The following is a 24,573-nucleotide window of genomic DNA, read 5'->3' as shown; positions in this document are numbered from 1 at the left end:
TCTTGACGACCATAGAGCATTGGAACCACCTGATCCCATCCCGAACTCAGCAGTGAAACGATGCATCGCCGATGGTAGTGTGGGGTTTCCCCATGTGAGAGTAGGTCATCGTCAAGATTAAATTCCAGAACCCCTGATCGCTTACGCGTTCAGGGGTTTTGTTTGTCCGCTCGAAAAATTCAGTTCCTGAGACTTTCCTGCAATCCAAAGCCAAAAGTACTGCACGTCGCCAAGATGGACCTTTTCTTGCATCGTCGTTGGGAATAACCTTTTTTTGACTCCTCGCGACAGGAATCTCGATGCTGGCGTACAACCAAAAAAGCTTTCTTATCGTCGATGATTTCTCTGATTTTCGGAGTTCCGTCAGGTCGATGTTGCGCGAGCTAGGTGTCAAGGATGTAGACACTGCAGACACGGGCGAGCAGGCGCTGCGCATGTGTGCCCAGAAACGCTACGATTTTGTCCTGCATGATTTCAATCTCGGCGACGGTAAGAAAAACGGTCAGCATGTGCTTGAAGACTTGATGGTCGATAAATTGTTGAGCCACGAAAGTGTGTTCATCATGGTCACCGCCGAGAACAGCCAGGCGATGGTGATGAGCGCGTTGGAGTGGGAACCCGACGCTTATCTGACCAAACCGTTCAACCGTGCGGGTCTTGCCCAGCGACTTGAAAAGCTTGTGCAGCGCAAGACCTTGCTCAAACCAATCCTGCAGGCTTTGGATCAAGGCAACGCTGCACAAGTATTGGCGGCTTGTAACGATCTCATAAAACAGGATCAACGCTACGCGCCGTTATGTTTGCGCTACAAGGCGGATGCGCTGCGAGATCTCGGTCAGCACGACGCACTTGACACCTTTCTCAAAAATATCCTGGCTGACCGCGCGACGCCCTGGGCCTATGCAGCACTGGGTAATTTGTTGTTCACGCGCAATAAGGTCAGCGAGGCTCAGCTGATTTTTGAACAAGCCCTGAAGGCTTTTTCTACCATGCCCGCGCTCTATGATGGGCTCGCCGACGTATTGGTTGCGCGGGGCGATACCAAGCGCGCACAAGAGGTGCTTGAGGCCGCTGTGCGCCTGTCACCGTTGGCGGTGCGGCGTCAGCGATTGCTGGGAAAGCTGGCTCTTGATAATGAAGACTTTGACAGCGCTTCGAAGGCTTATCGAAACGCTGTTGCACAAGGGCAGCATTCACGCTTCAAGGATCCGGAAACCAATTTGGGCTTTGCTCAGGCGTTGATCAGCAAGAATGGTGATCAAGGGCTGGATTCGCGCTCCAGGGTAGAACTGAATCAGACGCTGAGTGAGGTTGCCAAGGAGCATGGCAACGATCAAGGCCTTCAAGTACGAACCCGTCTGATGAAGGCGACCAGTCTGCAGGTTTCAGATCCTGAAGCGGCAGCGAAGCTCACTGCCGACGCGATGGGGCGGCTGCAAGGTATGGAGCAGTTTCTGAGTGCCGACGCAGCCTTGGCCGTTGCAGCTCAGTTGCAACAGCTGGGGCAGGAGGACGCGGGTTCCGGCGTACTAAGGAGTTGCGCCGAGATCTATGGGGATGACCCGCGCGTCATGCAAAACATTGCAAAGCAGACCGATGACCCCTCCATCCTGGGGGCTGGTAAGGCTGCCATGGACCTCAATCTGGAAGGCGTACGGTGCTATAAGGCTGGCAATCTGCCTGAAGCTCGAGAGCTGTTCCGCAGTGCCTTGGCATTGCAACCCAAGAACATAAGTATCGCGTTGAACCTGGCGCAGTCGTTGCTGCATACCAAAAGTGCACAGCCAGACGCTGGCAACTTACAAGAGTGTCAGGCGTGTTTGAAAATGGTCGGAAACATGCCCGACAGTGATCCGCGATATGAAAGATTCCAGAAATTACAAAGCAGGGCATTCGGCGCATGAGCGAAATGAATACCGGTCTTGATTTCTCCATGGTGATTGCATCCACGGTGCATGACATGAAGAACTCCCTCGCGGCTTTGATGCAGGCCCATGGCCAGTGGTCAGGTCGGTTGACCGATGCTCAGCGCAATACGCCCGAGCATGGGGTGATCGACTATGAATTCGCCAACCTGAATGGAATGCTGGTGCAGCTGCTCGGTTTGTATAAGTTAGGGGTCAACCAGCTGCCGCTACGTCCGGATTATCACGAACTGGATGACTTTATCGAGGCTCAACTGGCGCTTCATCAGGAAGTCCTGAATAGCCGCGGGATCACCGCGATCTTCGAGATGAACAGGTCCAACCCGCTAGGGTTCTTTGATCGGGAGCTGATCGGCTCGGTTGTCGCAAACATCATCATCAATGCCATCCGCTTTGCGCGTCGGTCTGTGCTGATAACCGTGCGAGAAGAACTCGGATCGCTCGTTATTTCCATCAACGACGACGGTCTCGGATACCCACAGAAGATGATCGAGCACCAGGCGGACTATGTGCAGGGTATCAATCAAGCGAGCGGCAGTACCGGGCTGGGCCTTTATTTTGCCGCGCGAATTGCCGAGCGACATGAGCGGAGCGGCGTTCGGGGGCGAATCGAAATCGCAAATGGTGGCAGTCTCGGTGGGGCGCTATTCAGCATTCACCTGCCTTGAATGGGTGGCCGCTGGCCATGCTTAAGTTTGTCTTGCTCCAGCCGATTATTGATTAAGCGCGAGAATTCAGGAGGGCAATCGTGGACTTGTATATCAACCAGTTGCAGAACAAAAAAGACTTTCGGAACAGAGTGTATTCCGGCGACATTTTTTTGAATACGGACCTTCAGGCGCCTGCCGCTCTGTGCGATTTTGCCCGGCACTGCATTACCCGGGCGTTTGATGGTGAGACCCATCATCAGGCGTTGCACACGATGATGCCTGTTGAAGAATTCGTCGTGCTCGTCACGCGCCTCAAGGGACAGTTCACCAACTGCCTGGAGGTCAAGGAAATGATCCAGCGTTTCGTGTTGGAAATAGGCGCCGATCCCGCTGACTATCTATTTGATGTACCACGCATTCGTGTTGTGCCCAATTACAACTACCTTCACGCCGGTGTCAGTTACGCCTATAAACCGCATCGGGATAGCTGGTACGGCAGCCTGGCGTGTCAGATCAACACGTGGATGCCGGTTTATACAATCCAGCCGGACCAGACGATGATGATCAACCCTGCCTACTTCTCCACACCGGTAAAGAACTCTTCCGCCGAATGGAGTCTGTCCAACTGGATCAATGTCCAGCGTTCGCTCGCCAAGGATAACGTTACAGAGGAGGTTCGCGTTCACCCGGTTCCTCTTGAAGAGGTATCTACGCTTTCCGAAGTCCGAATTGCTGCGAACGCGGGTGAGATTATTACTTTTTCGGGCTCGCATCTTCATGGCACCGTGCCGAATTACACGGAGCAGACCCGTTACAGCATCGACTTTCGGCTTGTTCATATTGGAGATCTGCTTGCCGGAAACGGTGCAGTCAATGTCGATAGTGGCGTTAAAGACACCGAAGCAGGATTCAAGGATCTCATTCATGTCAGCGATTTTTCGCATTTTCAGGGAGTCAACCAATGACCAAGCGTCGCCTAACGGGCCCCGAGGCTGAGTACAACGAAAAGCGTGCCAACGTACTCAAGCGGGTCGATTCTCAATACGTGGCTGATGCCCCTTTTGTGTTCGCCAACCGAATTGCCGTAACCGCTGCATTGTCGCGCATTGAATTATTCAAAATGGTCCAGGATATTCCGGGCGCCATCATCGAGTGCGGCGTGTACAAAGGCAACTCGCTGATGCTCTACATGCAACTGTCGATGATTCTGGAACCCTATGCGATCAATCGCTCCATCATCGGTTTTGATACATTCTCTGGCTTTGCGAGTATCGATGCTAAAGAGGATCCGGCCGACATCAATGAGAACATGTTCTCGGATACTGATGAGTCCATCATTCAGGACATGATCGATGCCAACGACCTGGTGCGCCCGGTCAACCGTATTCCACGTTGCGAGATAATCAAAGGTGACATCATGGAGACCGTTCCGGCGTTCCCCAAGACGCGGCCGGATCTGGTTGTGGCAATGCTGATTCTCGACACCGATCTTTACTCCTCGACGAAAGTGGCTCTGGAAACTTTCCTGCCGTTTATGCCTAAAGGTGCCATCGTGGTGCTGGACGAAGTTGCCTACCGCAACTTTCCAGGTGAAACGAGCGCACTGCGTGAAGTGCTGGATCTGAACAAGGTAGAACTCAAACGCCTGCCGTTTGACTCGTGTGTTGGCTACTTCCGGATCTAATCACGTTGTTCTGGCTCCTCGACCTATGCGTCGAGGCGTTCAGAATGAGTCCCCCGGCGAGTCGGGTGCCCAGCCAGGCCGCTGCTGCCTCATCCAGATTCGTTTTTTAGGTACTCAGCCCCGTAACGCCTGACACTTCCCTGGAAAACCTGAGGCTCCGAATTTTCAGCCGTTGGAGGTCCAGCGCCAATGGCCTTATGGCGCCTGATCGCTGTAGCGGTTCTCTGAAAACAGGTGGCCGAGTATTGTGTGCTTGAAATTCTGAACGACTGGTGCGTATTTTGTACGCCTCGCCGCAGAGTCGGCCTGCACAAAGACGAAGGATTCGAGTCATGACCAGCGATGGCCACAGTTCACTCGCTCAGCGATTGATGGGCATTGATGAAGTTGAATGTGTCACTCCCGATTTGAATGGTATTGCTCGTGGCAAGGTGATGACCGCAGAGGGGTTTCTGCAAGGTCGCAGGTTGCAGATGGCACGAGGTGTATTGCTGCAATGCATCATGGGCGGCTATCCACCGTCGCGCTTTTACGGCAGCGACGATGGTGACCTGGCATTGATTGCCGACCCTCTGCAGATTCATCGGCTGCCGTGGAGCGCAGAACCTCGAGCACTGGCGATCTGCGACGCCGATGAGTTAAGCGGGCAGTCCAGCAGTCTCTCGACACGAGGCCAGTTGAAGGCAGTGATCGCCCGCTACGCCGAGCTGGGTCTTGCGCCGGTAGTGGCCACGGAGCTGGAGTTTTTTGTTTTCGCGCCCAACCCTGATCCGAGCCGACCCTTTTTGCCGCCCGCGGGGCTGGACGGGCGCCGGGAAGAGGGATTTTCGGCTTTCAGCATCAGCTCGAATAATGGTTTGCGGCCATTTTTCAGCGAGGTATATGCATGCATGAGTGCCCTGGGTTTGCCTCGTGACACGTTCATGCATGAAATGGGTGTGAGTCAGTTCGAGATCAACCTTTGGCATGGCGATCCGTTGCTGCTGGCCGACCAGACGTTTCTGTTCAAGCACTTGCTCAAGGAAGTAGCGCTCAAGCATGGCTTGATCGCCGTGTGCATGGCCAAGCCGCTGGCACACACAGCCGGCAGTTCGATGCATATTCATCAAAGCGTCGTTGATTCAGGCTCGGGTCGTAATGTGTTTACCGCAGACGACGGTTTACCGACACCGATGTTTCGGCATTTTCTGGGTGGGCAGCAGGCTTGCATGGCGGATTTCGCGGCGTTGCTTGCGCCGAACGTGAACTCTTACCAGCGCCTTTATCATCCTTTCGCGTCGCCCAATAACGCTTGCTGGTCCCATGACAATCGTGCTGCCGGCCTGCGTATACCGGCCAGTGCCCCAGAGGCACGGCGTGTCGAGAATCGCTTGCCTGGAGCAGATGCCAACCCGTATCTGGCGATCGCCGCGAGCCTTGCCGCCGGGCTTTATGGCATTGAGCACGGGCTTGAACCGGAGGCTGCGGTTCAAGGGGAAATTGATGTTCCGGATCATTTGTCTTTGCCATGTACCTTGCATGCCGCCCTGGAACGTCTGAAACGCAGTGATCTGGCCAAGGAACTGTTTGGTCATGAGTTCATCGAAGGCTACATCGCGTCGAAGACTATGGAACTGACCAGCTTCTCCGATGAAATTACTCCCTGGGAGCGGCGTGTTCTAGCCTCCCAGGCTTAAGAACTGTTGTTTTGCAGTCACCCGAGCGGGTGACTGTTTATTTTGGAAAGTCGATGCGCCAAATCTGGAAATCTTTTCAAGGGCTTTATTTTGCTTCGCTGATGATGTTGATCGGCTCGGGTCTTCTCAGTACCTACCTTGCCTTGCGACTGGCGGCTGATCAGGTTGATAGCCTGTGGGTTGGTGCGCTGATGGCCGCCAACTATTTCGGACTTGTGCTGGGTGGCAAGATTGGTCACCGGCTGATTGGCCGGGTCGGTCATATTCGTGCGTATGCAACCTGTGCGGGGATCGTCGGTGCAGCGGTGCTGGGCCACGGTTTGATTGATAATCTGCCCGCATGGCTGTTTCTGAGGTTGATTGTCGGCCTGGGCATGATGTGCCAATACATGGTCATCGAAAGCTGGCTAAACGAACAGGCAGAGGCCAAGCAGCGGGGCAAGGTGTTCAGCGGCTACATGATTGCGTCCTACCTCGGGCTGGTGCTGGGTCAATTGGTCCTGGTGGTTCATCCGCAATTGGGCCTTGAGCTGCTGATGCTGGTTGCCCTGTGCTTTGCATTGTGCCTGGTGCCTGTGGCCATGACCCGCAGCATCCACCCGGCACCCATGCGTCCAGCACCCTTGGAGCCACGCTTCTTTATCGGACGTGTCCCGCAGTCGTTGACCACCGTGTTGGGTGCCGGATTGATCATCGGCTCTTTTTACGGTTTGGCGCCGGTGTATGCGGCGGAGCAGGGGCTGTCTACCGAGCAGGTCGGCTTGTTCATGGGGTTCTGTATTCTCGCCGGCTTGCTGGTGCAGTGGCCTTTGGGATTGCTGTCGGACCGCTATGACCGAGCGAAGCTGATGCGTGGTTTCGCGGGGGCTCTGGCCGTGGCAGCGTTGCCGTTGGCTATTTTGCCCAGCGTGCCCATTGAGGCGCTGTTCATCATTGGCTTTGTCGCGTCGCTGGTGCAGTTTTGCCTGTATCCGTTGGCGGTGGCCTTCGCCAACGACCACGTCGAAGGCGAGCGCCGTGTTTCGCTGACGGCGATGCTGTTGATGACCTACGGTATCGGCGCGAGCATCGGTCCGTTGGCAGCGGGCGTAATGATGAAGATGTTCGGCGGCAATATGCTTTATGCGTTTGTCAGTTTTGCCGGGCTGATCCTGGTAGTCCTTATCCGGCCCAAGGCGGTGACCCACATGCATCAGGTGGACAACGCGCCTCTGCACCACGTGGCGATGCCTGACAGCATGTCCAGCTCGCCGCTGGTCGTAGCACTTGACCCACGCGTGGACGAGCAAGTCGTTCAGGAGCAGATGCAGACTGCGACCGCAGAGCCGGAAACCATGCCGGAAGAGTCGTCTGAGTCGGTAGTGACTGAGTCATCGGAGGCCGACATAACGCCGGCAGTAGAGCGCGAAAACACTGAGGCAGAGGAAATCAATCGCCCATGAGGCGGGGTTCGCAGGCTGATCTACGCCTGCTTTTTAATCGTTGATCCACAAAAAAAGGCGATTGCGCATCATGCGTAATCGCCTTTTTTATAGTCGGAAGGCTGGTCAGAAGTCGTCGTCTTTGTCGAACCTGCGCGCTTCGCGCTGCAGTTGGTAGACAAAGCGTTCGACCTGACGCTGTACCAACCCGCTCATGTTGTGAAAGCGCACGCCTGCGAACGTGGTGTTGACGCGTTCTTCAAAGTGCAGGTGACGCAGTTCAACAGGCGCAGTCATGGTGCCAAATGGCAAGTACGCAGCAAAGCGCTCATAAACCTGACCCAGTTGCATACGCTCTGAAACATCCCCCTCGAAACGCAGCTTGCAGCCTGTCGCGGAGATATCCAGCAATTTTCCACTCAGAGGCGACTTGAGTCTGTCACCTCCGATTTCGACGTTGACCAGTGAGGCAAGTTTGAGGGCAGCACGAAACGCGTTACGACGTTGGTGGTAGACCACTTCCGCAGGCATGGGCCCCCGGTACAGGCGTTGGTTATCGCTTTCCACAAGCGTCATGTGCCCGCCGCCTTCCCATGCGATACGGACGCCGTCGTGAAAACCTTCGACTCGATAAGGTTCGCCGCTCATAAGAAAGCGCTCACCGTCACGGGGGATCATTTCGTCCAGACCGATAGTGTTGGTCTCACGATCCACCTCAACCAGGTAGCTCTGGAAACGCTGGGTGCGCTCATGAAAGGTAATGATCAACGGATCATGACTATCAAGTAGCTGCCGCAGGTTGGCGGCAATTTCCAAAGGCGTAGTTAAAACCTTTGGGGGCTGCGGAGCATCGTCCGCGCTTGAGCCGTTCACTTTTTTCCATCTCCAGGCAAGATACGACAGCAATGCATTAACGGGCATTTTGCCAGCATGCAAGACGCCTTGATACAGAAATTATGCTTGGCTTAACGGACGTGGCTTGGCCCGCCCCGATGTCGAGCCGCGACTGTCATACAACGTCGGCGTATCGCCCGTGAGGATTCTAAGCTGATGAGCCGTATTGATTTGCTGGAGCTGAATCGAGCTTCCGTTATTCTGGTTCGCGGCCTGACATTGGAGAATCAACGCGTTCAGCTCGTCTGCGGCCTTGAGCAGTTCGTCCCCAACTGACGAATGGCTGGCAAGTTCGACCAATCCTTTGCGGTCCGGGCTCAGGCCCATGGCGGCCAGCAACTGGCTGCGCTTGCGGCCGTGCTGTTCAAGCAGAATCACCATGGCCTGCTTTTTCGCCAGGATATGCTCCATCTCGACCATGTCGCGGCCGTGAAGGGCTAATGATTCTGCCTGCAAAAGCTCCAGCAATTGCCGGGCAGGGACAAAATCATCCGTGATCAGTTGCAGCAAAGTAGTGTCTTGCATCGCATGCTCTGGTTTTTAAGCGTCCAGAAATCCATCGCCAGCGGTGGGCTAGCGTTGGGCTTCGAAGTTGAGCAGCTTGCTGGCCACTCGGTTGCTGTCTACCTGATAACTGCCGTCCGCAACTGCCTGCTTCAATTCCGCCACCCGGGCGCTATTGACTACGGGTTGGTCGCGTAACGTATCAGTGATCTTTTTCAACTGCTGAGCCTCGCCGCTCAAATGAACGGATTCTCCAGTAATGCCAGCTTTTTCAGCTGATACGCCAGTAGGTACCGTCGCCTCGGTATTGCCTGTTTCTTTGGTGCTGCTGGTGCGCGATGTACCGCCTATAGAAGGCGTGTTGTTCAGCCTGCTGAAATCAATGACCATGATTAAAACCTCTGGGTATTTGGACGCTTGCCATGGTTTCGACCAGATCCGCAAAAACTTTAGTCCAAATGCGAAATGCATGTGAAACGCACGTGAGAATGGACCTCACATCGGGGGACTTGTTTCGCAGTCTAGAAAAAACTAGCGTTCTCTACCAGCGGCCGGTCATCTCACATAGGCACTTCCACCTGTCCCGGGCCAGTGACATTGGCTTTTATGACGCGTTTGGAGTTGAGGTTGCGTACCCGTATCTGCTCATTGAACCCCCCATCCGACAAGGCTTCACCCGGCATGCGCACCGCGAGTGTGCCACTGCGCGCGATAATCACTACCTGATCGCCCTTGTGGATTAATTGAGGCTGCTCCAGGTAATTGGGTGAAAGAACCTGATCTATTACCGTCGGTCGAAGAGTTTTCTGCCCGATGGCCTGATCCAGCGACGAAAGAAACCCTTGGCCAAGCTGGCCAATGTCACGTTCTCGCAGGGCTACATCGTCTTCGCTGATGACGCTGTCGCGTTTGAGCGGCCGTACGGCCGTGACGACGTCGCGATACAGATGAACTTGCGCCGGGACAAACACCGCCCAGGGTGACGATCCTTCACAGCGTACTTTGACGTTGACCCGCCCAATGGGTTTGGAACTTTCCAGCGAGGCTGTCAAGTCCTTGTCGCAGTACGCCATGCGTGTCCGGGGGTCCAGCTGCCGGACTTCCACCTCATAGCGGCCTTCGATTTGATTGCTCGCCAGATAGTCCTCAACGGTGAATTCAAGAAACCCCTGAGTGACGCCGATAAGCTGTTCAGGCAATGTAAAAGCGTCAGCGCGGCTGAAACTGGTCAGGCATGACAGGCACAGCACTGCCATCGCACGGATTAAGCTACGTTTTCTGAATGAAATGTGTCGGGAAATTGTCGTTTTTGCGTTCATAACGTATAAAAAGCAAAGGCCGTGCCGCTTACCAAATCGGGTGGAGCGGTGATCGGTTGCTTTTGAAGGGGAGTCGGAGCATGGCCGGTGTAATGGATTCGGTGAACCAGCGCACGCAACTGGTTGGGCAGAATCGCCTAGAGCTGTTGTTGTTCCGTCTCGACGGCAAGCAACTGTATGGCATCAACGTGTTCAAGGTGAAGGAGGTGTTGCAATGCCCCAAGCTGACCGTGATGCCTAAATCCAACCGTATCGTGCGGGGCGTGGCCAGTATTCGTGGAGGAACCATCCCGATCCTCGATCTGGCCATGGCAACGGGCTCTTCGGGGCAGATGAGTCTGGACAACACCTTCGTGATCATCACGGAGTACAACACCAAGGTTCAGGGGTTTCTGGTGGATTCGGTCGAGCGCATCGTGAACATGAACTGGGAAGAGATTCATCCACCGCCCAAGGGAACAGGCCGCGACCACTACCTGACGGCTGTGACGCGGATCGACAATCAATTAGTCGAAATCATTGACGTCGAGAAAATTCTTGCCGAGGTGGCTCCTATTTCCGAGGCGGTCTCTGCAGGTGTCATTGACGCCGAAAGTCAGCACAAGGCCATTTCGTTGCGGGTTCTGACGGTTGACGACTCATCGGTGGCACGAAAGCAGGTCAGTCGTTGTCTGCAGACGGTGGGTGTAGAAGTCGTTGCGTTAAATGATGGCCGCCAGGCGCTGGATTACCTGCGCAAACTGGTTGATGAGGGCAAAAAACCCGAAGAAGAATTTCTGATGATGATTTCCGACATCGAAATGCCGGAAATGGACGGCTACACGCTGACTGCCGAGATCCGCAACGATCCGCGCATGCAAAAACTGCATATCATTTTGCATACTTCTCTTTCAGGTGTGTTCAATCAGGCTATGGTGAAGAAGGTGGGAGCCGATGATTTCCTTGCCAAGTTCAAGCCTGATGATCTCGCGGCCAGGGTTGTAGACCGGATCAAGGCCTCCGATAAAAGTTAGGCTTGCTTGCGGGCCTGTCCGGCAATGCGGTGTCGAAACAGCAACACACCCTTGGGGCGTCGCCCTTGGTGGTTCACATGATTTTGAGGGGCGGCATCTTTGTCTACGGGTAATTTGGATTTCGAACAGTTCCGGGTCTTTCTGGAAAAAGCCTGTGGCATCCTGTTGGGTGAGAACAAGCAGTACCTTGTTTCCAGCCGCCTCAACAAGCTGATGGAACAACAGGGCATCAAATCTCTGGGGGAGCTGATTCAGCGCATCCAGACTCAGCCTCGCAGCGGTTTGCGTGAGCAGGTCGTGGATGCCATGACCACCAATGAGACCTTGTGGTTTCGTGATACCTATCCGTTTGAAGTCATGAAGAACAAGGTGTTGCCGGAGTCGATCAAGGCCAGCCCGGGCCAGCGCTTGCGAATCTGGTCGGCGGCTTGTTCGTCCGGTCAGGAACCCTATTCACTGTCGATGACCGTCGATGAGTTTGAACGCAGCAACCCGGGCCAGCTCAAGGCCGGGGTGCAAATCGTTGCCACTGACCTTTCCGGCCTGATGCTCACCAATTGCAAATCGGGGGAGTACGACAGCCTGGCTATTGGTCGAGGCTTGTCTGCGGATCGATTGCAGCGTTATTTCGACTTGAAGACCCCGGGCCGCTGGGCTGTCAAGGCACCGATCAAAAGTCGCGTGGAGTTCCGCGCGTTCAATTTGCTGGACAGCTACGCAAGTCTGGGTAAGTTCGATGTCGTGTTTTGCCGCAACGTGTTGATCTATTTTTCTGCCGAAGTGAAAAAAGACATCCTGTTGCGGATTCACGGCACGCTCAAGCGCGGCGGCTATCTGTTTCTGGGGGCCTCCGAAGCCCTCAATGGTTTGCCTGAGCATTACCAAATGGTTCAGTGCAGCCCTGGGATCATCTATCAGGCCAAGTAAATCGGCGTGATCGGTAAAAGGGTCCGTCGCAGGCTGTGTGAAATCTGCGCGGCGCTCAAGAAAAATGCTCCGTATCGAAAGATGCGGAGCATTTTTCGTTATGGCTGACATCCAGGGAAAGTCCTCGCGAGTGCATTCGCCTCTGGTTCTCGAACGCGATTCGGCAGGCGGCAATGGCAAAATTACGGCGCTCGACTTGCCGCATAGGGGCTGAGTAGCGGAAATACCTTGCCGCTTTTCTGGCATTGCCGTGCCTGGGCAGCCTCCAAAGCCCCGGTTTGCGGGAATACGGATACTGGCACGCTGATTGCTATGTCACTGATAACGAAAATCTGGTCAACCGGTAAAGGTTTCCCGACATGAGCATCAGCTTCGATAAAGCGTTAGGTATCCATGAGCAGGCCCTCAACTTTCGCGCCAAGCGCGCCGAGGTGCTGGCCAACAACATTACCAATGCCGATACGCCCAATTACAAGGCTCGTGATCTGGAGTTCTCTTCCGTGCTGGCCGCTGAAAGCGACAAGGTCAAGAACGGCACGTTTGCGTTGAACATGACCAACAGTCGTCACATTGAAGCAGAAGGGGCCGGCAATACCGATGGCTCGCTGTTGTACCGCACGCCTTCTGCGCCTTCGCTGGACCAGAACACCGTTGACGCCCAGGTCGAGCAGGCCAGCTATGCAGAGAACGCCATTGGCTTCCAGGCAAGCTTCACGTTGCTCAACAGCAAATTCAAAGGGTTGGTTGCAGCCCTTCGCGGAGAGTAATTCATGTCTCTAGCCAACGTTTTCAATATTGCCGGCAGCGGCATGAGTGCCCAGACCACTCGTTTGAACACCACCGCCAGCAACATTGCCAACGCTGAAACCGTGTCTTCGAGCCTGGATCAGACGTACCGGGCGCGTCATCCGGTGTTTGCCACTGTGATGCAGAACCAGGGTGCCGGTGGTGGTTCGTTGTTTCAGGATCAAGGTGAAGCCGGGCAGGGCGTTCAGGTGACGGGGATTATCGAAGATACCTCCAACCTCGAAGCGCGCTACGAACCCAATCACCCTTCCGCCGACAAGGACGGGTACGTTTACTACCCCAACGTCAATGTCGTCGAAGAAATGGCCGATATGATTTCCGCCAGTCGGTCTTTTCAGACCAACGCAGAACTCATGAACACCGCCAAAACCATGATGCAAAAGGTCCTGACCCTCGGTCAGTGATAAGGGGCGAAACAAATGGCCGTTGAAGACGTATCAAGCAGTTTAATCAGCTCCCTGCAGAACCCTACCCCGACCACTACCAATTCAGGTACCGGCGCGCTGGGCAAGGATGCGTTTCTGCAGCTGCTGGTGACGCAGATGAAGAACCAGAACCCGCTGGACCCTCAGGACAACACTGCATTCGTTGCCCAGCTGGCGCAGTTCAGCAGTCTGGAAAGCATGCAGAACCTGACTGCTTCGGTGGATTCGATTGCCTCTTCCTACACCTCCTCTCAAGCACTGCAGGCGTCTTCTTTGGTCGGCCGTTCGGTGGTTGTGGAAACGGGGTCGGCGGTGGTCGACACCACCAAGGGGATGACCGGTTCGGTGGTGGTACCGTCTTCGGCCACCGGCACAACGGTGAAGATATATGACTCCAGCAAGACTCTGGTCGACACGGTGGACTTGGGTACACAGGCTGCCGGTACGACCAGCTTCACGTGGGATGGCACTGACAGCGCTGGGGCGCCGGTTGCTTCCGGCACTTATAGCTTCGTTGCCAGTGGCAGCATTGATGGCAAGGGCACTTCACTGGCGACGTATCTGCCGGCCACTGTCAATAGTGTGACCACTGCCGCCGCTGGCGGGGAAATGACTCTCAATCTGGCAGGCGGTACCAGTATCGGCCTGTCCAAAGTGCAAACAATCGGAATTTGAGCCGACTAGACGGCGAAGGAGTGTTACATGTCATTCAATATCGGTCTTAGTGGGCTCTACGCGGCAAACAAAAGCCTCGACGTCACCGGCAACAACATTGCCAACGTCGCGACCACCGGCTTCAAATCTTCCCGTGTCGAGTTTGCCGATCAGTATGCGCAATCGATTCGCGGCACCTCCGGTACCACCAGTGTGGGCAGTGGGGTCAGAACAGCGGCCGTTTCCCAGCAGTTCACTCAGGGTACGTTGACCACGGGTACCGCTAATAGCCTTGACCTGGCAATCAATGGCAACGGCTTCTTCATGCTCAGTAACAACGGCGAAAAGCTTTACACCCGTTCCGGCGCTTTCCACACGGATAAAGATGGTTTTGTCGTCAACAGTTCGGGTCAGAACCTGCAGGGCTATAACGTTGATGCCAATGGCAACGTTGTCAACGGTGTGCTCGGTAATCTGGTGGTCGACTCTGCCAACCTTGAGCCCAAGTCAACAACCTCGATTACCAATGAGGCCAACCTGAACTCGACGACAACGACTCCAACCGTTACGCCGTTCGACCCGACCCAGACCAGCACCTATAACGTCAAATACAGCACCCCGATTTATGACACTCAGGGCAACGCCCACACGCTTGATCAGTATTTCGTGAAGACCGGTACCAACGCCTGGTCCATGTACTCGCTGGTTGATGGTCGAAGCATCAGTGACCCTGTCAACAGCACCGCTGCTGACGAGGTCAAGCTGACGTTCGACTCCAGTGGTGCACTGATCACCAGTGGTGTCGGCGCGCCCGTGGGTTCGGCCAACGTGGCAGTCAATGCCGACGGCACCTTTCAGGTGAATAACTGGCAGCCAGCCACACAGGTGGGTACCGGAACCACCGCGACCTGGGCGCTTAACGGTGCTGAGGGCACGGCTGACGGTATCCGGCTCGACATGTTGGCAACCACACAGACTGCGTCGGTAAGCGGGTTGAGCAGTCAAAGTCAGGATGGCTATGCAACGGGCCAGATCAGCGCCATGAACGTGGACGCGACCGGCAACCTGTTCGCTACTTACACCAACGGACAGTCCAAGGTCATTGGTCAAGTCTCCTTGACCAACTTCGCCAACGTCCAGGGCCTGGCACCTGCTGGTGGCACCAACTGGCGTGAAACCTATGCCTCTGGCGTGCCTGTCAGCGGCGCGCCTGAGTCAGGTACCTTGGGGTACATCACGGGTCAGGCGCTGGAAGACTCCAACGTCGACCTGACCGGCGAGCTGGTTAACCTGATCAAAGCGCAGAGCAACTATCAGGCGAACGCCAAAACCATTTCGACCCAAAGCACTATCATGCAGACCACGATTCAAATGACATAATGATTGCAGTCGGTTGAGTCATGAAAGACCCCTTTTCGAAGGGGTTTTTTTATCGGGTTTTCAGAGAAATATTCAGCGCCTATTTCACAAGGTTTCAACTTAGAGATTCATCTCACTTTGCTTATAGAAACTTCCTACTTACGTTGCTGCGAGAATAAAAACTCCTCAATGAAAGTGCCGTGTATGCGGTTTGGGAGTTTCTATGTCATTAAATGTTTCCGTCGGCGGTATTCGGGCGGCCAATAAAAGGCTTGAAGTCGCAGGTAATAACATCGCCAATGTGGGTACCGTGGGTTTCAAGTCATCTCGTGCGGAGTTCTCCGCGCTTTACTCTTCGGCGCACATGAGTAACGGGCGCAGCGCCGTGGGAGATGGGGTGAGGTTGGCCAATGTGTCGCAGAACTTTAATCAAGGCACTTCCATGGCGACCCATGGCAGACCTCTGGATATGCGTATTCAGGGCAACGGTTTTTTCGTGGTCAGTGATGGCGGTGCTCTTGCGTACACGCGAGCAGGCGCCTTTCTCAAGGATGCTGATGACTTCATCGTGGACAGTGAAGGAGGGCGCTTGCAGGGTTATGCCGTGAGCGACACGGGCGAGGTTATTGCGGGTGTGCGAACGGATCTTAAAATGGATACGTCGGCCATGGCGCCCAAGTCCACAACCCGCGTCTCGGAAACCATTAACCTGGATGCCTCGTTGAAGTCACTCGCGGCATTGCCGGTATTCGATCCCCTGGACCCCTCTACTTATACCCGAGAGACCGTGCGGACAATTCAGGATAAGGGCATTGGCTCGACGCCGCCTGCCGATCACGAACTCAAACAATACTTCGTCAAGACCGATGAGCATCAATGGTCGATGTACGTGTTGATTGATGGTCGCAATCCTGTTGATCCTTCCAGTACCCGCCCGTTACACGTGACACTCAATCAGGCACCCGATGGAAAAGTTACCTATTCGGGAAATGCGGATCACATCAAAAAAGTGTCCGATACGGAGTTCTCACTGATCGGTTGGAAACCTGCCCGGCAAACGGGTGGTTCCTGGAGCGCGAGTGCGGCACCCAATGACGGGGCCGTTTCATTATCTTTGCTGGATGGCTCGGCCAGCACGTTGAACGAGAATGATCCCGTCATGGCGCGTCCTGTTCCGCTGTTTGATGCGGCGGACATAAAAACTTATAACAGTGTGTTCCCCACCGCCATCTATGACAGTCAGGGAAACCAACATCTGCTCAAGCAGTACTTCATCAAGGACGGCCCCAACAGTTGGCAGATGCAGCTTTCGGTCAATGATCGAAACCCGGTGGACCCCAGCTCAAAGCAACCGCTGACCGCCAGCGTTGTGTTCAATACCGATGGGTCCTTGAGGTCGATCACAGGTTCTGCGGGGTTGATGGCGATCGGCGACGGCAAGCTTCAAATTCAAGGCTGGGTGCCGGCCAAGGTTCGGGATCAGGGGACCGGTCGTGAACAATGGTTTTCCAATGGTGCGGTTGCCGGTGCGGACGGCATCACCCTCGATATGAGCAAGCTCAGCCAATATAACGTCCCCACGTCGCGCACATCGCCGCAGGCCGACGGCCATGCGGCGGGTCAGTTGGTGGGGTTGAACCTTGAGCGCGACGGCACGTTGCAGGCTCGATTCAATAACGGATTGAGCCGGAACATTGGGCAGGTCATGCTTGCCAGCTTTGCCAACGAGCAAGGATTGCAAGCCCAAAGCGGCACTCGCTGGACTGAAACCAACGCGTCAGGGATCGCCAACTACGGCAATGCCGGGGTTGGCACCATGGGCAGTATCGTCGGCGGGGCGCTGGAAGGTTCGAACGTTGAACTCAGTGAAGAGCTGGTTGAGCTGATCCAGGCGCAAACCGCTTATCAGGCCAACTCCAAGGCGATCTCCACCGAGGTGACCGTGCTGCAGGCCCTGATGCAATCCATTTGATCGCAGCGTACCTGGCGGACGGCGAGTTCTGTCCGGTCAGATCGAGCAGTCGGACTTGATGAAAGCCCCGTGCAAACGAATCCAGCCCTTGCCGGGGCTGATTTGCGCACAGACAACGCGGTCTGCGCCCTGCCATTTGTAATAGCGAGCTGTCTTGGCCTGAATGCTCATTGCACTCATGACAAGCAGCGCTACGACGATCAGTCTGAAGCCGGTTCGGCTGTTCATTGAGGTCCCTGCTGCGCTGGCGAGCGCGGTGCCTGCAAGCGTATCACTGCGGTGAGCTGTTGGAGCGGCTTTTCCTGGCAACACCTCTTAAGGCAACGAAGTTTTTTTGGCGGCGCACTCGCGTGCCGGACCAAATACGGCAGTCTGCCGCCGCCTGCGGGACCCGAATCCGCGCACGCACAGTCCGTGCGGCCCAAATTGCTGGAAAAACAGCGCTTTGTATCAGTGCTGACAAGTTGGTTCGATAATTGCTTTGTCCCTATCAGAACAGCTACAGGCGGCAAGCGTCTGTCAGAGGAGGAAGACTGTGGACAAGTTGCTTTACGTCGCAATGAGCGGTGCATCCGAAAACGCCATTGCGCAAAAGGCTCATGCCAACAACCTGGCAAACGTCTCAACCGTCGGTTTCCAGCGTGACCTCGAGCAGGCGCGCTCGATGCCCGTTTTTGGCGAGGTTCAGCCTTCGCGCGCATACGCCATGAGCGAGCGTCCAGGCACTGACTTCAGTGGCGGCGCGATGATGGACACCGGGCGCGACCTGGACATTGCAGTCAAGGGTGATGGGTGGATTGCCGTGCAGACGCCTGACGGTGGTGAGGCCTACACACGCACTTCCAGCATGAACATTGATGCGTTGGGCGTGTTGCGCGATGGCAGCGGATTGCCGGTTATGGGCAACGGCGGTCCTATTGCCGTGCCGCCTCAGCAGCAGATCGAGATCGGTGCCGATGGCACGATCAGTATCCGGTCTCTGGGCGAGACGCCAACGGTCATGGCACAGATCGATCGCATCAAGCTGGTCAGACCCGATACCAAGAATATGGAAAAGGGGCCTGATGGCCTGATGCACACCAAGGACGGCGCGGCCGCACCGGCTGACGCAACCGTTCAGGTCGAATCGGGCTTTCTGCAGGCAAGTAACGTCAACGCCGTGGACGAGATGACTTCGGTGCTGAACCTGGCCCGCCAGTTTGAACTGCACGTCAAGATGATGAAGACCGCTGAGACCAACGACGAGTCCATGGCTCGCGTCTTGCAGCTTGGCTAACCATTGACAGCTTGCGCCGATAATCCGGCGCACGAGGAGAGAAACAATGCTTCCTGCACTATATGTCGCCAAGACCGGTCTGGCTGCTCAGGATACCAACCTGACGACCATCTCCAACAACCTGGCCAACGTGTCGACGACGGGCTTTAAAAGCGATCGCGCCGAGTTTCAAGACTTGCTGTATCAGATCAAGCGTCAACCGGGCGCCCAGTCGACCCAGGACAGCGAATTGCCGTCCGGCCTGCAACTGGGTACGGGTGTGCGGATCGTCGGCACTCAGAAGAACTTCACGGCCGGCAGCCTGCAGACCACCAACAACCCGCTTGACCTGGCGGTAAACGGTCGTGGGTTTTTCCAGATCATGCAGCCTGACGGCACCACTGCTTACAGCCGTGACGGTACTTTTCACCTGGACTCCGACGGCCAGATCGTGACCGCCAGCGGTTACGCCCTGGAGCCAGCGATCGTCGTGCCACAGAACGCGCAGACCTTCACGGTCGGGCAGGACGGTACGGTATCGATCACGTTGGCGGGCGCGGTGGCGACGCCTCAGGTTATCGGCAATATCCAGACAGCTGACTTCATCAACCCGGCCGGCCTTCAGGCGCAGGGCGGCAACCTGTTTCTGGAAACCGCGTCCAGCGGTGCGCCGCAAGTCGGCACTCCTGGGCTGAACGGTCTTGGTCCCGTGCTGCAGAACACCCTGGAAAACTCCAACGTGAGCACGGTTGAGGAGTTGGTCAACATGATCACCACCCAGCGCGCCTACGAGATGAACTCCAAGGTGATCTCCACCGCTGACCAGATGCTGCAGAACCTTACGCAAACCCTGTAATGCCCTGATGCCTGTGTTCGCTCGGTTGCTACACCTGTTCAACTTGATGGCGCGACTGTCATGCGCCTGCTCCACCGCGAGGTTTTAAGTGTCATGAAAAGGCTCCCTGTTTTGCGGTTTTCCCTGCTGGTCATTCCATTGTGTGGAATCGCGTTACTGACGGGTTGTGTTGCGCCAGCCGCCAAGCCTAATGACCCTTATTACGCGCCGGTGTTGCCGCGTACGCCTTTGCCTGCCGCTGCCAACAACGGTTCGATCTACCAGGCGGGTTTCGAGCAGAACCTGTACGGCGACCGTAAGGCTTATCGGGTGGGTGACATTATTACGATCACGCTTTCCGAGAAGATGGCGGCCAGCAAGGCGGCCAGTTCCGACATCAGCAAGAACAGCAGCAACAGCATCGGCCTGACCTCGTTGTTCGGTGCCGGCTTGAGCACCAACAACCCGGTGGGCAGTGGCGATCTGAGCCTCAACGCCGGATACAGTGGCGACCGTTCAACCAAGGGGGATGGCAAGGCTGCGCAAAGTAACAGCCTGACCGGTTCGGTCACTGTGACCGTTGCAGATGTGATGCCCAACGGGATTCTTTCGGTGCGCGGTGAGAAGTGGATGACGCTGAACACCGGTGACGAACTGGTGCGCATTGCAGGCTTGATCCGCGCGGACGACATCGCCACGGACAACACCGTTTCGTCCACCCGTGTGGCCGATGCGCGCATTACGTATTCAGGTACCGGTTCGTTCGCCGATTCCAGTCAGCCGGGGTGGTTCGATCGGTTCTTCCTCAGCCCGTTGTTCCCTTTCTGATAGCGGGATAGACATGATCAATCTCAAGCAACTGATAGCGGCCGTACTGCTGTTGTCCACCACGCTCGGCGCACACGCCGAGCGACTGAAGGACATCGCCAGTATTTCCGGCGTGCGGACCAACCAGTTGATCGGCTACGGTCTGGTGGTCGGCCTCAATGGTACGGGTGACCAGACCACACAGACGCCTTTCACGCTGCAGACGTTCAACAACATGCTGGCCCAGTTTGGCATCAAAGTGCCCAGCGGCTCCGGCACCGTGCAATTGAAAAACGTCGCGGCCGTGGCGGTGTACGCCGACTTGCCGCCGTTCGCCAAGCCAGGCCAGATGGTCGATATCACCGTATCGTCCATCGGTAACTCCAAAAGCCTGCGCGGCGGTGCCTTGCTCATGACCCCGATGAAAGGTGTCGACGGCAATGTCTACGCCATCGCTCAAGGCAACCTGGTGGTGGGTGGCTTCGATGCCGAGGGCCGTGACGGTTCCAAAATTACCGTCAACGTGCCGTCGTCCGGGCGCATTCCCGGTGGTGCATCGGTGGAACGCGCTGTGCCGAGCGGCTTCAATCAGGGCAATACCTTGACCCTGAACCTCAATCGCTCCGACTTCACCACCGCCAAGCGCGTGGTCGACACGATCAACAACCTGCTCGGCCCGGGTGTTGCCCAGGCGCTGGATGGCGGTTCGGTGCGGGTGACTGCGCCGCTGGATCCGAGTCAGCGCGTTGACTATCTGTCGGTGCTGGAAAACCTGGAAGTAGACCCGGGCCAGACGTCCGCCAAAGTCATCATCAACTCGCGTACCGGTACGATCGTCATCGGCCAGAACGTCAAAGTATCGCCAGCCGCGGTGACCCACGGCAGCCTCACCGTGACCATCACTGAAGATCCGATTGTCAGTCAGCCAGGCGCGTTGTCCGGTGGGCAGACGGCTGTCGTGCCGCGCTCTCGGCTTAACGCTCAGCAAGAACTGCACCCGATGTTCAAGTTCGGTCCGGGCACCACGCTGGATGAAATCGTCCGGGCCGTGAATCAGGTGGGCGCTGCGCCTGGCGACTTGATGGCGATTCTCGAAGCATTGAAGCAGGCCGGTGCGTTGCAAGCCGACCTGATCGTGATCTGAGGAACTGCGCATGGATATGCCTAAGAGCTCTGTTTTCTCGGCCAGTGATTCAGGGGCCTACACCGACCTCAATCGCCTGAACTCGATGAAAAATGGCGACAAGAACAGCGATGCCAACCTGAAAAAGGTGGCTCAGGAGTTCGAATCGCTGTTCGTCAGCCAGATGCTCAAGGCCATGCGCTCGGCCAACGAAGTGTTGGCCAAAGATAACCCGATGAACACTGCATCGACGCGTCAATACCAGGATATGTACGACCAGCAACTGGCGGTTTCCATGTCCACCAAGGGCGGTGGTATCGGCCTGCAGGACGTGTTGATGCGGCAGTTGTCGAAAACCAAGGGCTCGCAGCCAGCAACCACCGCAGAAGCTGCGTCTGGGGAGGGTGCACCCGCCAAGACCGCGTTGGCCACCAGTGTTTACCAGCGTCCGTTGTGGGCGACACGGTCGGCTGTTGCGGATCAGGTTGCGGCAGCCGCTGCGGCCAGTGGCGAAGGGCGCAATGACATGGCGATGCTCAATGCTCGTCGCCTGTCGCTGCCCAGCAAGCTGACCGACCGGCTGTTGGCTGGCATCGTGCCCAATACTGCCGGTGTGTTGTCACCCACCGCACGCACAGCGACCGACGCCGTCGGCACCCAGGCCGGCAACAGGGGTAACGGTGACTGGACGCTGGACCCGAATCTGGCACCGGCCACGCCCAGCTACGTGCGCAGCATCGCGCAACCGCCGCTGGCGCCGGCCAAGCGCGCCTTCAGCAACGCTGACCAGTTCGTGGCAACCATGCTGCCGCTGGCCAAAGAGGCGGCGGCGCGAATCGGTGTCGATCCGACCGTGTTGGTTGCCCAGGCGGCGCTGGAAACCGGGTGGGGCAAATCCATCATGCGTCAGCAAGATGGCAGCAGCAGCCACAACCTGTTCGGCATCAAGGCCCAGGGCAGTTGGAAGGGGCCTGAGGCTCGGGCGATCACCAGTGAGTTCCGGAACGGGAAGATGGTCAAGGAAACGGCGGACTTCCGTTCGTACTCATCCTACGCCGATAGTTTTCATGACCTGGTCAGCCTGCTGGAGAACAACGATCGCTATAAAGAAGTCGTGAATTCGGCCGATAAACCGGAACAGTTTGTAAAAGAGTTGCAGAAGGCGGGTTATGCCACTGACCCGGACTATGCCAGCAAGATTTCGCAAATCGCCAAGCAGATGAAGAGTTACCAGACTTACGCAGCCGCATCGGGCTCTTCCACTACTTTATAAGGCTTGAACCATGTCACTGATTTCAATTGGGCTCTCAGGGCTGACCGCAAGCAGTGCCGCAATGAACACCATCGGTAATAACACGGCCAACGTGGATACCGCGGGTTACTCGCGTCAGCAGGTCATGACCACCGCTTCGATGCAGCAGAATCTAGGGGCTGGCTATGTCGGCTCCGGAACCACGCTGTCCGACGTGCGCCGGATCTATAACAGCTATCTGGATACCCAATTGCAAACCAGTACCGCGCTCGGTGCTGATGCGACCGCTTACTCGGCCCAGGCGAGCAAGACCGATAAGCTGCTGTCCGACACAGCAACGGGCATTGCTCCGGCCCTGGCGTCGTTTTTTACCAATCTGCAAGGTGTCTCCACCTCGGCGACCGATACGACAGCCCGCTCGTTGTTTCTGCAACAGTCGTCAGCGCTCGCCGGGCGGTTCAACTCTATTGCGGCTCAGTTGAATACCCAGAGCTCGACGATCAATACCCAGCTCTCAACAATGGCCGACCAGGTCAATAACCTGTCGTCGTCCATCGCCAAACTCAATCAGCAGATCACTTCCAGCGCTGCAACCGGTGCCACGCCCAACAGCCTGCTGGATGCCCGCAGCGAGTCGGTCCGCCAGCTCAATGAGCTGGTGGGCGCCAAGGTGGTTGAAAACAACGGTAACTACGACGTCTACATCGGTACCGGTCAGGCGCTGGTAAATGGCAGCACTGCTAACGCCATGAGCGCCGTGCCCAGCGCTGCCGATCCGGCACAGTACAGCCTCAAGGTCGCCTCGGGTTCCACGACAACGGACGTGACTTCGGTGGTCACCGGCGGCAGCATCGGCGGTCTGTTGCGCTACCGTACTGAAGTCATGACGCCTGCCATCAATGAGCTGGGCCGTGTGGCCCTGGTGTTGTCTGACCAGGTCAACAGCCAGTTGAATCAGGGCGTCGACAGTAACGGTGAGTTTGGCAGTAACCTGTTCAACAGCATCAATGATGCCAGCCAGATCTCCCAGCGCAGCATCGGCAAGACCGGCAACAGCGCAGGCTCCGGCAATCTGGATGTGACGATTACCGATACCGGCAAGCTGGCCGCCAGCGATTATTCGGTGACGTTTACCGACGACAAGAACTTTACGGTCCGCCGTCTGCCCGATGGCACCAGCCTGGGGGCTGGCAACCTGGACGATGACCCGCCCAAAGAGTTTGAGGGGTTCTCGGTCAGCCTCAACGGCAACCCGGTTGCCGCCGGTGACACCTTCACCCTGACCCCGACGCGTAATGCCGCCGCTGCATTGTCGACGGTCATTACCGATCCCAAGAATTTAGCCGCAGCCGCACCGTTGACCGCCACCGCAGGTGCCAGCAACTCGGGCTCGGGCGGGTTCACGCAACCGACGCTGACCACTGTTGCTGATGTTTACGACACCGCCGGCACCGCCGAGCTGCGTAACGGGATCAAGGACACCGCCCCCCTGAAACTGTTGTTCGGGGCGGTTGTCGGTGGTGCGCAGAGCTACCAGTTGCTAGATGCCCAGGGTAATGCCGTGCTGGACAAGACCGGTACCGCCGTGACCGGAACCATCGTGCCGGGGCAGAGCAACCTGCTGAAGCTGAATGTGGGCTACGAAGATTCCTCAGGGGCAGCGCAGGAGTATTCGTTTGAAATGACGATCTCCGGCGCGCCCGCAGACAAGGACACCTTCAACATCGCGTTGACCGGTGCGGGCTCGGCGGATAACCGCAATGCCATCCAGACGCTGGATCTGCAAACCAAACAGACGGTGGGCGTTGAGGGGACTGCAGGCCTGAGCATGTCCGGTGCTTACGGTGCACTGGTTTCTGACGTTGGCATCAGCGCCGCGCAAGGCTTGACTGACGTGACGGCGACCGGGGCACTGGTGACCCAGTCCAAAAGCGCTCGTGACGCAGTCTCGGGTGTGTCTCTGGACGAAGAGGCCGCCAACCTGGTCAAGTATCAGCAGTACTACACCGCGTCGTCGCAGATCATCAAAGCTGCGCAAGCCATTTTCAGCACGCTGATCAACAGTCTTTAA

24 protein-coding genes and 1 rRNA gene are annotated in these 24,573 nt (G+C 56.4%); 20 read left to right on the top strand and 5 right to left on the bottom strand.

Annotated features, from left to right (window positions below; genetic code table 11):
• Nucleotide 1: 1 nt before the first annotated feature.
• From rrf to ACP7B0_RS14900, 7 genes are all read left to right on the top strand, one after another.
• A 5S ribosomal RNA gene (gene rrf / locus ACP7B0_RS14930) occupies nucleotides 2-117 on the top strand.
• Nucleotides 118-299: 182 nt separating this feature from the next.
• Complete coding sequence (locus ACP7B0_RS14925; RefSeq protein WP_426142172.1) at nucleotides 300-1,904, top strand: response regulator; 1,605 nt, start codon at nucleotides 300-302, stop codon at nucleotides 1,902-1,904.
• The gene (locus ACP7B0_RS14920) at nucleotides 1,901-2,593 is read left to right on the top strand and encodes a sensor histidine kinase (RefSeq protein ID WP_426142171.1); all 693 of its coding nucleotides are present in this window, start codon (nucleotides 1,901-1,903) and stop codon (nucleotides 2,591-2,593) included. The genes ACP7B0_RS14925 and ACP7B0_RS14920 overlap by 4 nt, the downstream gene beginning before the upstream one ends.
• A gap of 80 nt (nucleotides 2,594-2,673) precedes the next feature.
• A complete protein-coding gene (locus ACP7B0_RS14915; RefSeq protein WP_426142170.1) occupies nucleotides 2,674-3,540 on the top strand; it encodes a hypothetical protein in 867 nt (288 codons plus the stop codon).
• Nucleotides 3,537-4,259, top strand: a complete 723-nt coding sequence (locus ACP7B0_RS14910) for a TylF/MycF/NovP-related O-methyltransferase (RefSeq protein WP_426142169.1) — start codon at nucleotides 3,537-3,539, stop codon at nucleotides 4,257-4,259. Before ACP7B0_RS14915 ends, ACP7B0_RS14910 begins: the two co-directional genes overlap by 4 nt.
• 434 nt (nucleotides 4,260-4,693) lie before the next feature.
• Nucleotides 4,694-5,935, top strand: coding sequence for a glutamine synthetase family protein (locus tag ACP7B0_RS14905; RefSeq protein ID WP_426142185.1), 1,242 nt, complete (start codon nucleotides 4,694-4,696; stop codon nucleotides 5,933-5,935).
• 53 nt (nucleotides 5,936-5,988) lie between these two features.
• On the top strand, nucleotides 5,989-7,377 hold the full coding sequence (locus tag ACP7B0_RS14900) for an MFS transporter (protein ID WP_426142168.1): 1,389 nt from the start codon (nucleotides 5,989-5,991) through the stop codon (nucleotides 7,375-7,377).
• 105 nt (nucleotides 7,378-7,482) lie between these two features.
• On the opposite strand, the gene ACP7B0_RS14895 is transcribed toward ACP7B0_RS14900, so the two are convergent.
• From ACP7B0_RS14895 to flgA, 4 genes are all read right to left on the bottom strand, one after another.
• Nucleotides 7,483-8,229: a flagellar brake protein gene (locus tag ACP7B0_RS14895; RefSeq protein ID WP_426142167.1), complete on the bottom strand. Its 747-nt coding sequence runs from the start codon at nucleotides 8,227-8,229 to the stop codon at nucleotides 7,483-7,485.
• An 81-nt stretch (nucleotides 8,230-8,310) separates the two neighbouring features.
• Complete coding sequence (locus ACP7B0_RS14890; RefSeq protein ID WP_426142166.1) at nucleotides 8,311-8,775, bottom strand: flagella synthesis protein FlgN; 465 nt, start codon at nucleotides 8,773-8,775, stop codon at nucleotides 8,311-8,313.
• 48 nt (nucleotides 8,776-8,823) lie between these two features.
• Complete coding sequence (gene flgM / locus ACP7B0_RS14885; RefSeq protein WP_426142184.1) at nucleotides 8,824-9,144, bottom strand: flagellar biosynthesis anti-sigma factor FlgM; 321 nt, start codon at nucleotides 9,142-9,144, stop codon at nucleotides 8,824-8,826.
• Between the two features lie 170 nt (nucleotides 9,145-9,314).
• A complete protein-coding gene (gene flgA, locus ACP7B0_RS14880) occupies nucleotides 9,315-10,073 on the bottom strand; it encodes a flagellar basal body P-ring formation chaperone FlgA (protein WP_426142165.1) in 759 nt (252 codons plus the stop codon).
• Between the two features lie 80 nt (nucleotides 10,074-10,153).
• Here flgA and ACP7B0_RS14875 point away from each other — a divergent pair, with 80 nt between their 5' ends.
• The 7 genes from ACP7B0_RS14875 (at nucleotide 10,154) to ACP7B0_RS14845 (ending at nucleotide 17,230) form a co-directional block, all read left to right on the top strand.
• Nucleotides 10,154-11,086, top strand: a complete 933-nt coding sequence (locus ACP7B0_RS14875) for a chemotaxis protein CheV (protein ID WP_426142164.1) — start codon at nucleotides 10,154-10,156, stop codon at nucleotides 11,084-11,086.
• Nucleotides 11,087-11,185: 99 nt separating this feature from the next.
• Nucleotides 11,186-12,013, top strand: a complete 828-nt coding sequence (cheR, locus tag ACP7B0_RS14870) for a protein-glutamate O-methyltransferase CheR (RefSeq protein WP_426142163.1) — start codon at nucleotides 11,186-11,188, stop codon at nucleotides 12,011-12,013.
• A gap of 359 nt (nucleotides 12,014-12,372) precedes the next feature.
• Nucleotides 12,373-12,780, top strand: coding sequence for a flagellar basal body rod protein FlgB (gene flgB, locus ACP7B0_RS14865; protein WP_426142162.1), 408 nt, complete (start codon nucleotides 12,373-12,375; stop codon nucleotides 12,778-12,780).
• A 3-nt stretch (nucleotides 12,781-12,783) separates the two neighbouring features.
• Nucleotides 12,784-13,224 (top strand): flagellar basal body rod protein FlgC, encoded by a 441-nt coding sequence (gene flgC, locus ACP7B0_RS14860; protein WP_426142161.1) that lies wholly within the window; start codon nucleotides 12,784-12,786, stop codon nucleotides 13,222-13,224.
• A 15-nt stretch (nucleotides 13,225-13,239) separates the two neighbouring features.
• Entirely contained in the window at nucleotides 13,240-13,920 is a 681-nt protein-coding gene (locus ACP7B0_RS14855) for a flagellar hook assembly protein FlgD (RefSeq protein ID WP_426142160.1), read from the top strand.
• A 27-nt stretch (nucleotides 13,921-13,947) separates the two neighbouring features.
• Nucleotides 13,948-15,279 (top strand): flagellar hook protein FlgE, encoded by a 1,332-nt coding sequence (flgE, locus tag ACP7B0_RS14850; RefSeq protein WP_426142159.1) that lies wholly within the window; start codon nucleotides 13,948-13,950, stop codon nucleotides 15,277-15,279.
• A 202-nt stretch (nucleotides 15,280-15,481) separates the two neighbouring features.
• On the top strand, nucleotides 15,482-17,230 hold the full coding sequence (locus ACP7B0_RS14845) for a flagellar hook-basal body complex protein (RefSeq protein WP_426142158.1): 1,749 nt from the start codon (nucleotides 15,482-15,484) through the stop codon (nucleotides 17,228-17,230).
• Between the two features lie 36 nt (nucleotides 17,231-17,266).
• On the opposite strand, the gene ACP7B0_RS14840 is transcribed toward ACP7B0_RS14845, so the two are convergent.
• The gene (locus ACP7B0_RS14840) at nucleotides 17,267-17,458 is read right to left on the bottom strand and encodes a hypothetical protein (protein WP_426142157.1); all 192 of its coding nucleotides are present in this window, start codon (nucleotides 17,456-17,458) and stop codon (nucleotides 17,267-17,269) included.
• Between the two features lie 307 nt (nucleotides 17,459-17,765).
• Here ACP7B0_RS14840 and ACP7B0_RS14835 point away from each other — a divergent pair, with 307 nt between their 5' ends.
• From ACP7B0_RS14835 to flgK, 6 genes are all read left to right on the top strand, one after another.
• On the top strand, nucleotides 17,766-18,506 hold the full coding sequence (locus tag ACP7B0_RS14835) for a flagellar basal body rod protein FlgF (RefSeq protein ID WP_426142156.1): 741 nt from the start codon (nucleotides 17,766-17,768) through the stop codon (nucleotides 18,504-18,506).
• Between the two features lie 46 nt (nucleotides 18,507-18,552).
• On the top strand, nucleotides 18,553-19,341 hold the full coding sequence (gene flgG, locus ACP7B0_RS14830) for a flagellar basal-body rod protein FlgG (protein WP_426142155.1): 789 nt from the start codon (nucleotides 18,553-18,555) through the stop codon (nucleotides 19,339-19,341).
• A 93-nt stretch (nucleotides 19,342-19,434) separates the two neighbouring features.
• Nucleotides 19,435-20,148, top strand: a complete 714-nt coding sequence (gene flgH, locus ACP7B0_RS14825) for a flagellar basal body L-ring protein FlgH (protein ID WP_426142154.1) — start codon at nucleotides 19,435-19,437, stop codon at nucleotides 20,146-20,148.
• A gap of 13 nt (nucleotides 20,149-20,161) precedes the next feature.
• A complete protein-coding gene (locus tag ACP7B0_RS14820) occupies nucleotides 20,162-21,271 on the top strand; it encodes a flagellar basal body P-ring protein FlgI (RefSeq protein ID WP_426142153.1) in 1,110 nt (369 codons plus the stop codon).
• A gap of 10 nt (nucleotides 21,272-21,281) precedes the next feature.
• Nucleotides 21,282-22,523 carry a flagellar assembly peptidoglycan hydrolase FlgJ gene (gene flgJ, locus ACP7B0_RS14815; protein WP_426142152.1) on the top strand — a complete coding sequence of 414 codons (1,242 nt, stop codon included), beginning with the start codon at nucleotides 21,282-21,284 and terminating at the stop codon, nucleotides 22,521-22,523.
• 10 nt (nucleotides 22,524-22,533) lie between these two features.
• Nucleotides 22,534-24,573 carry a flagellar hook-associated protein FlgK gene (flgK, locus tag ACP7B0_RS14810; protein ID WP_426142151.1) on the top strand — a complete coding sequence of 680 codons (2,040 nt, stop codon included), beginning with the start codon at nucleotides 22,534-22,536 and terminating at the stop codon, nucleotides 24,571-24,573.

It is taken from the genome of Pseudomonas sp. DWP3-1-2, from assembly GCF_049896285.1.
Classification (GTDB): domain Bacteria; phylum Pseudomonadota; class Gammaproteobacteria; order Pseudomonadales; family Pseudomonadaceae; genus Aquipseudomonas.
Note: the sequence above shows the minus strand (reverse complement) of the source record. Positions and strands in the feature narration are given on the sequence as shown.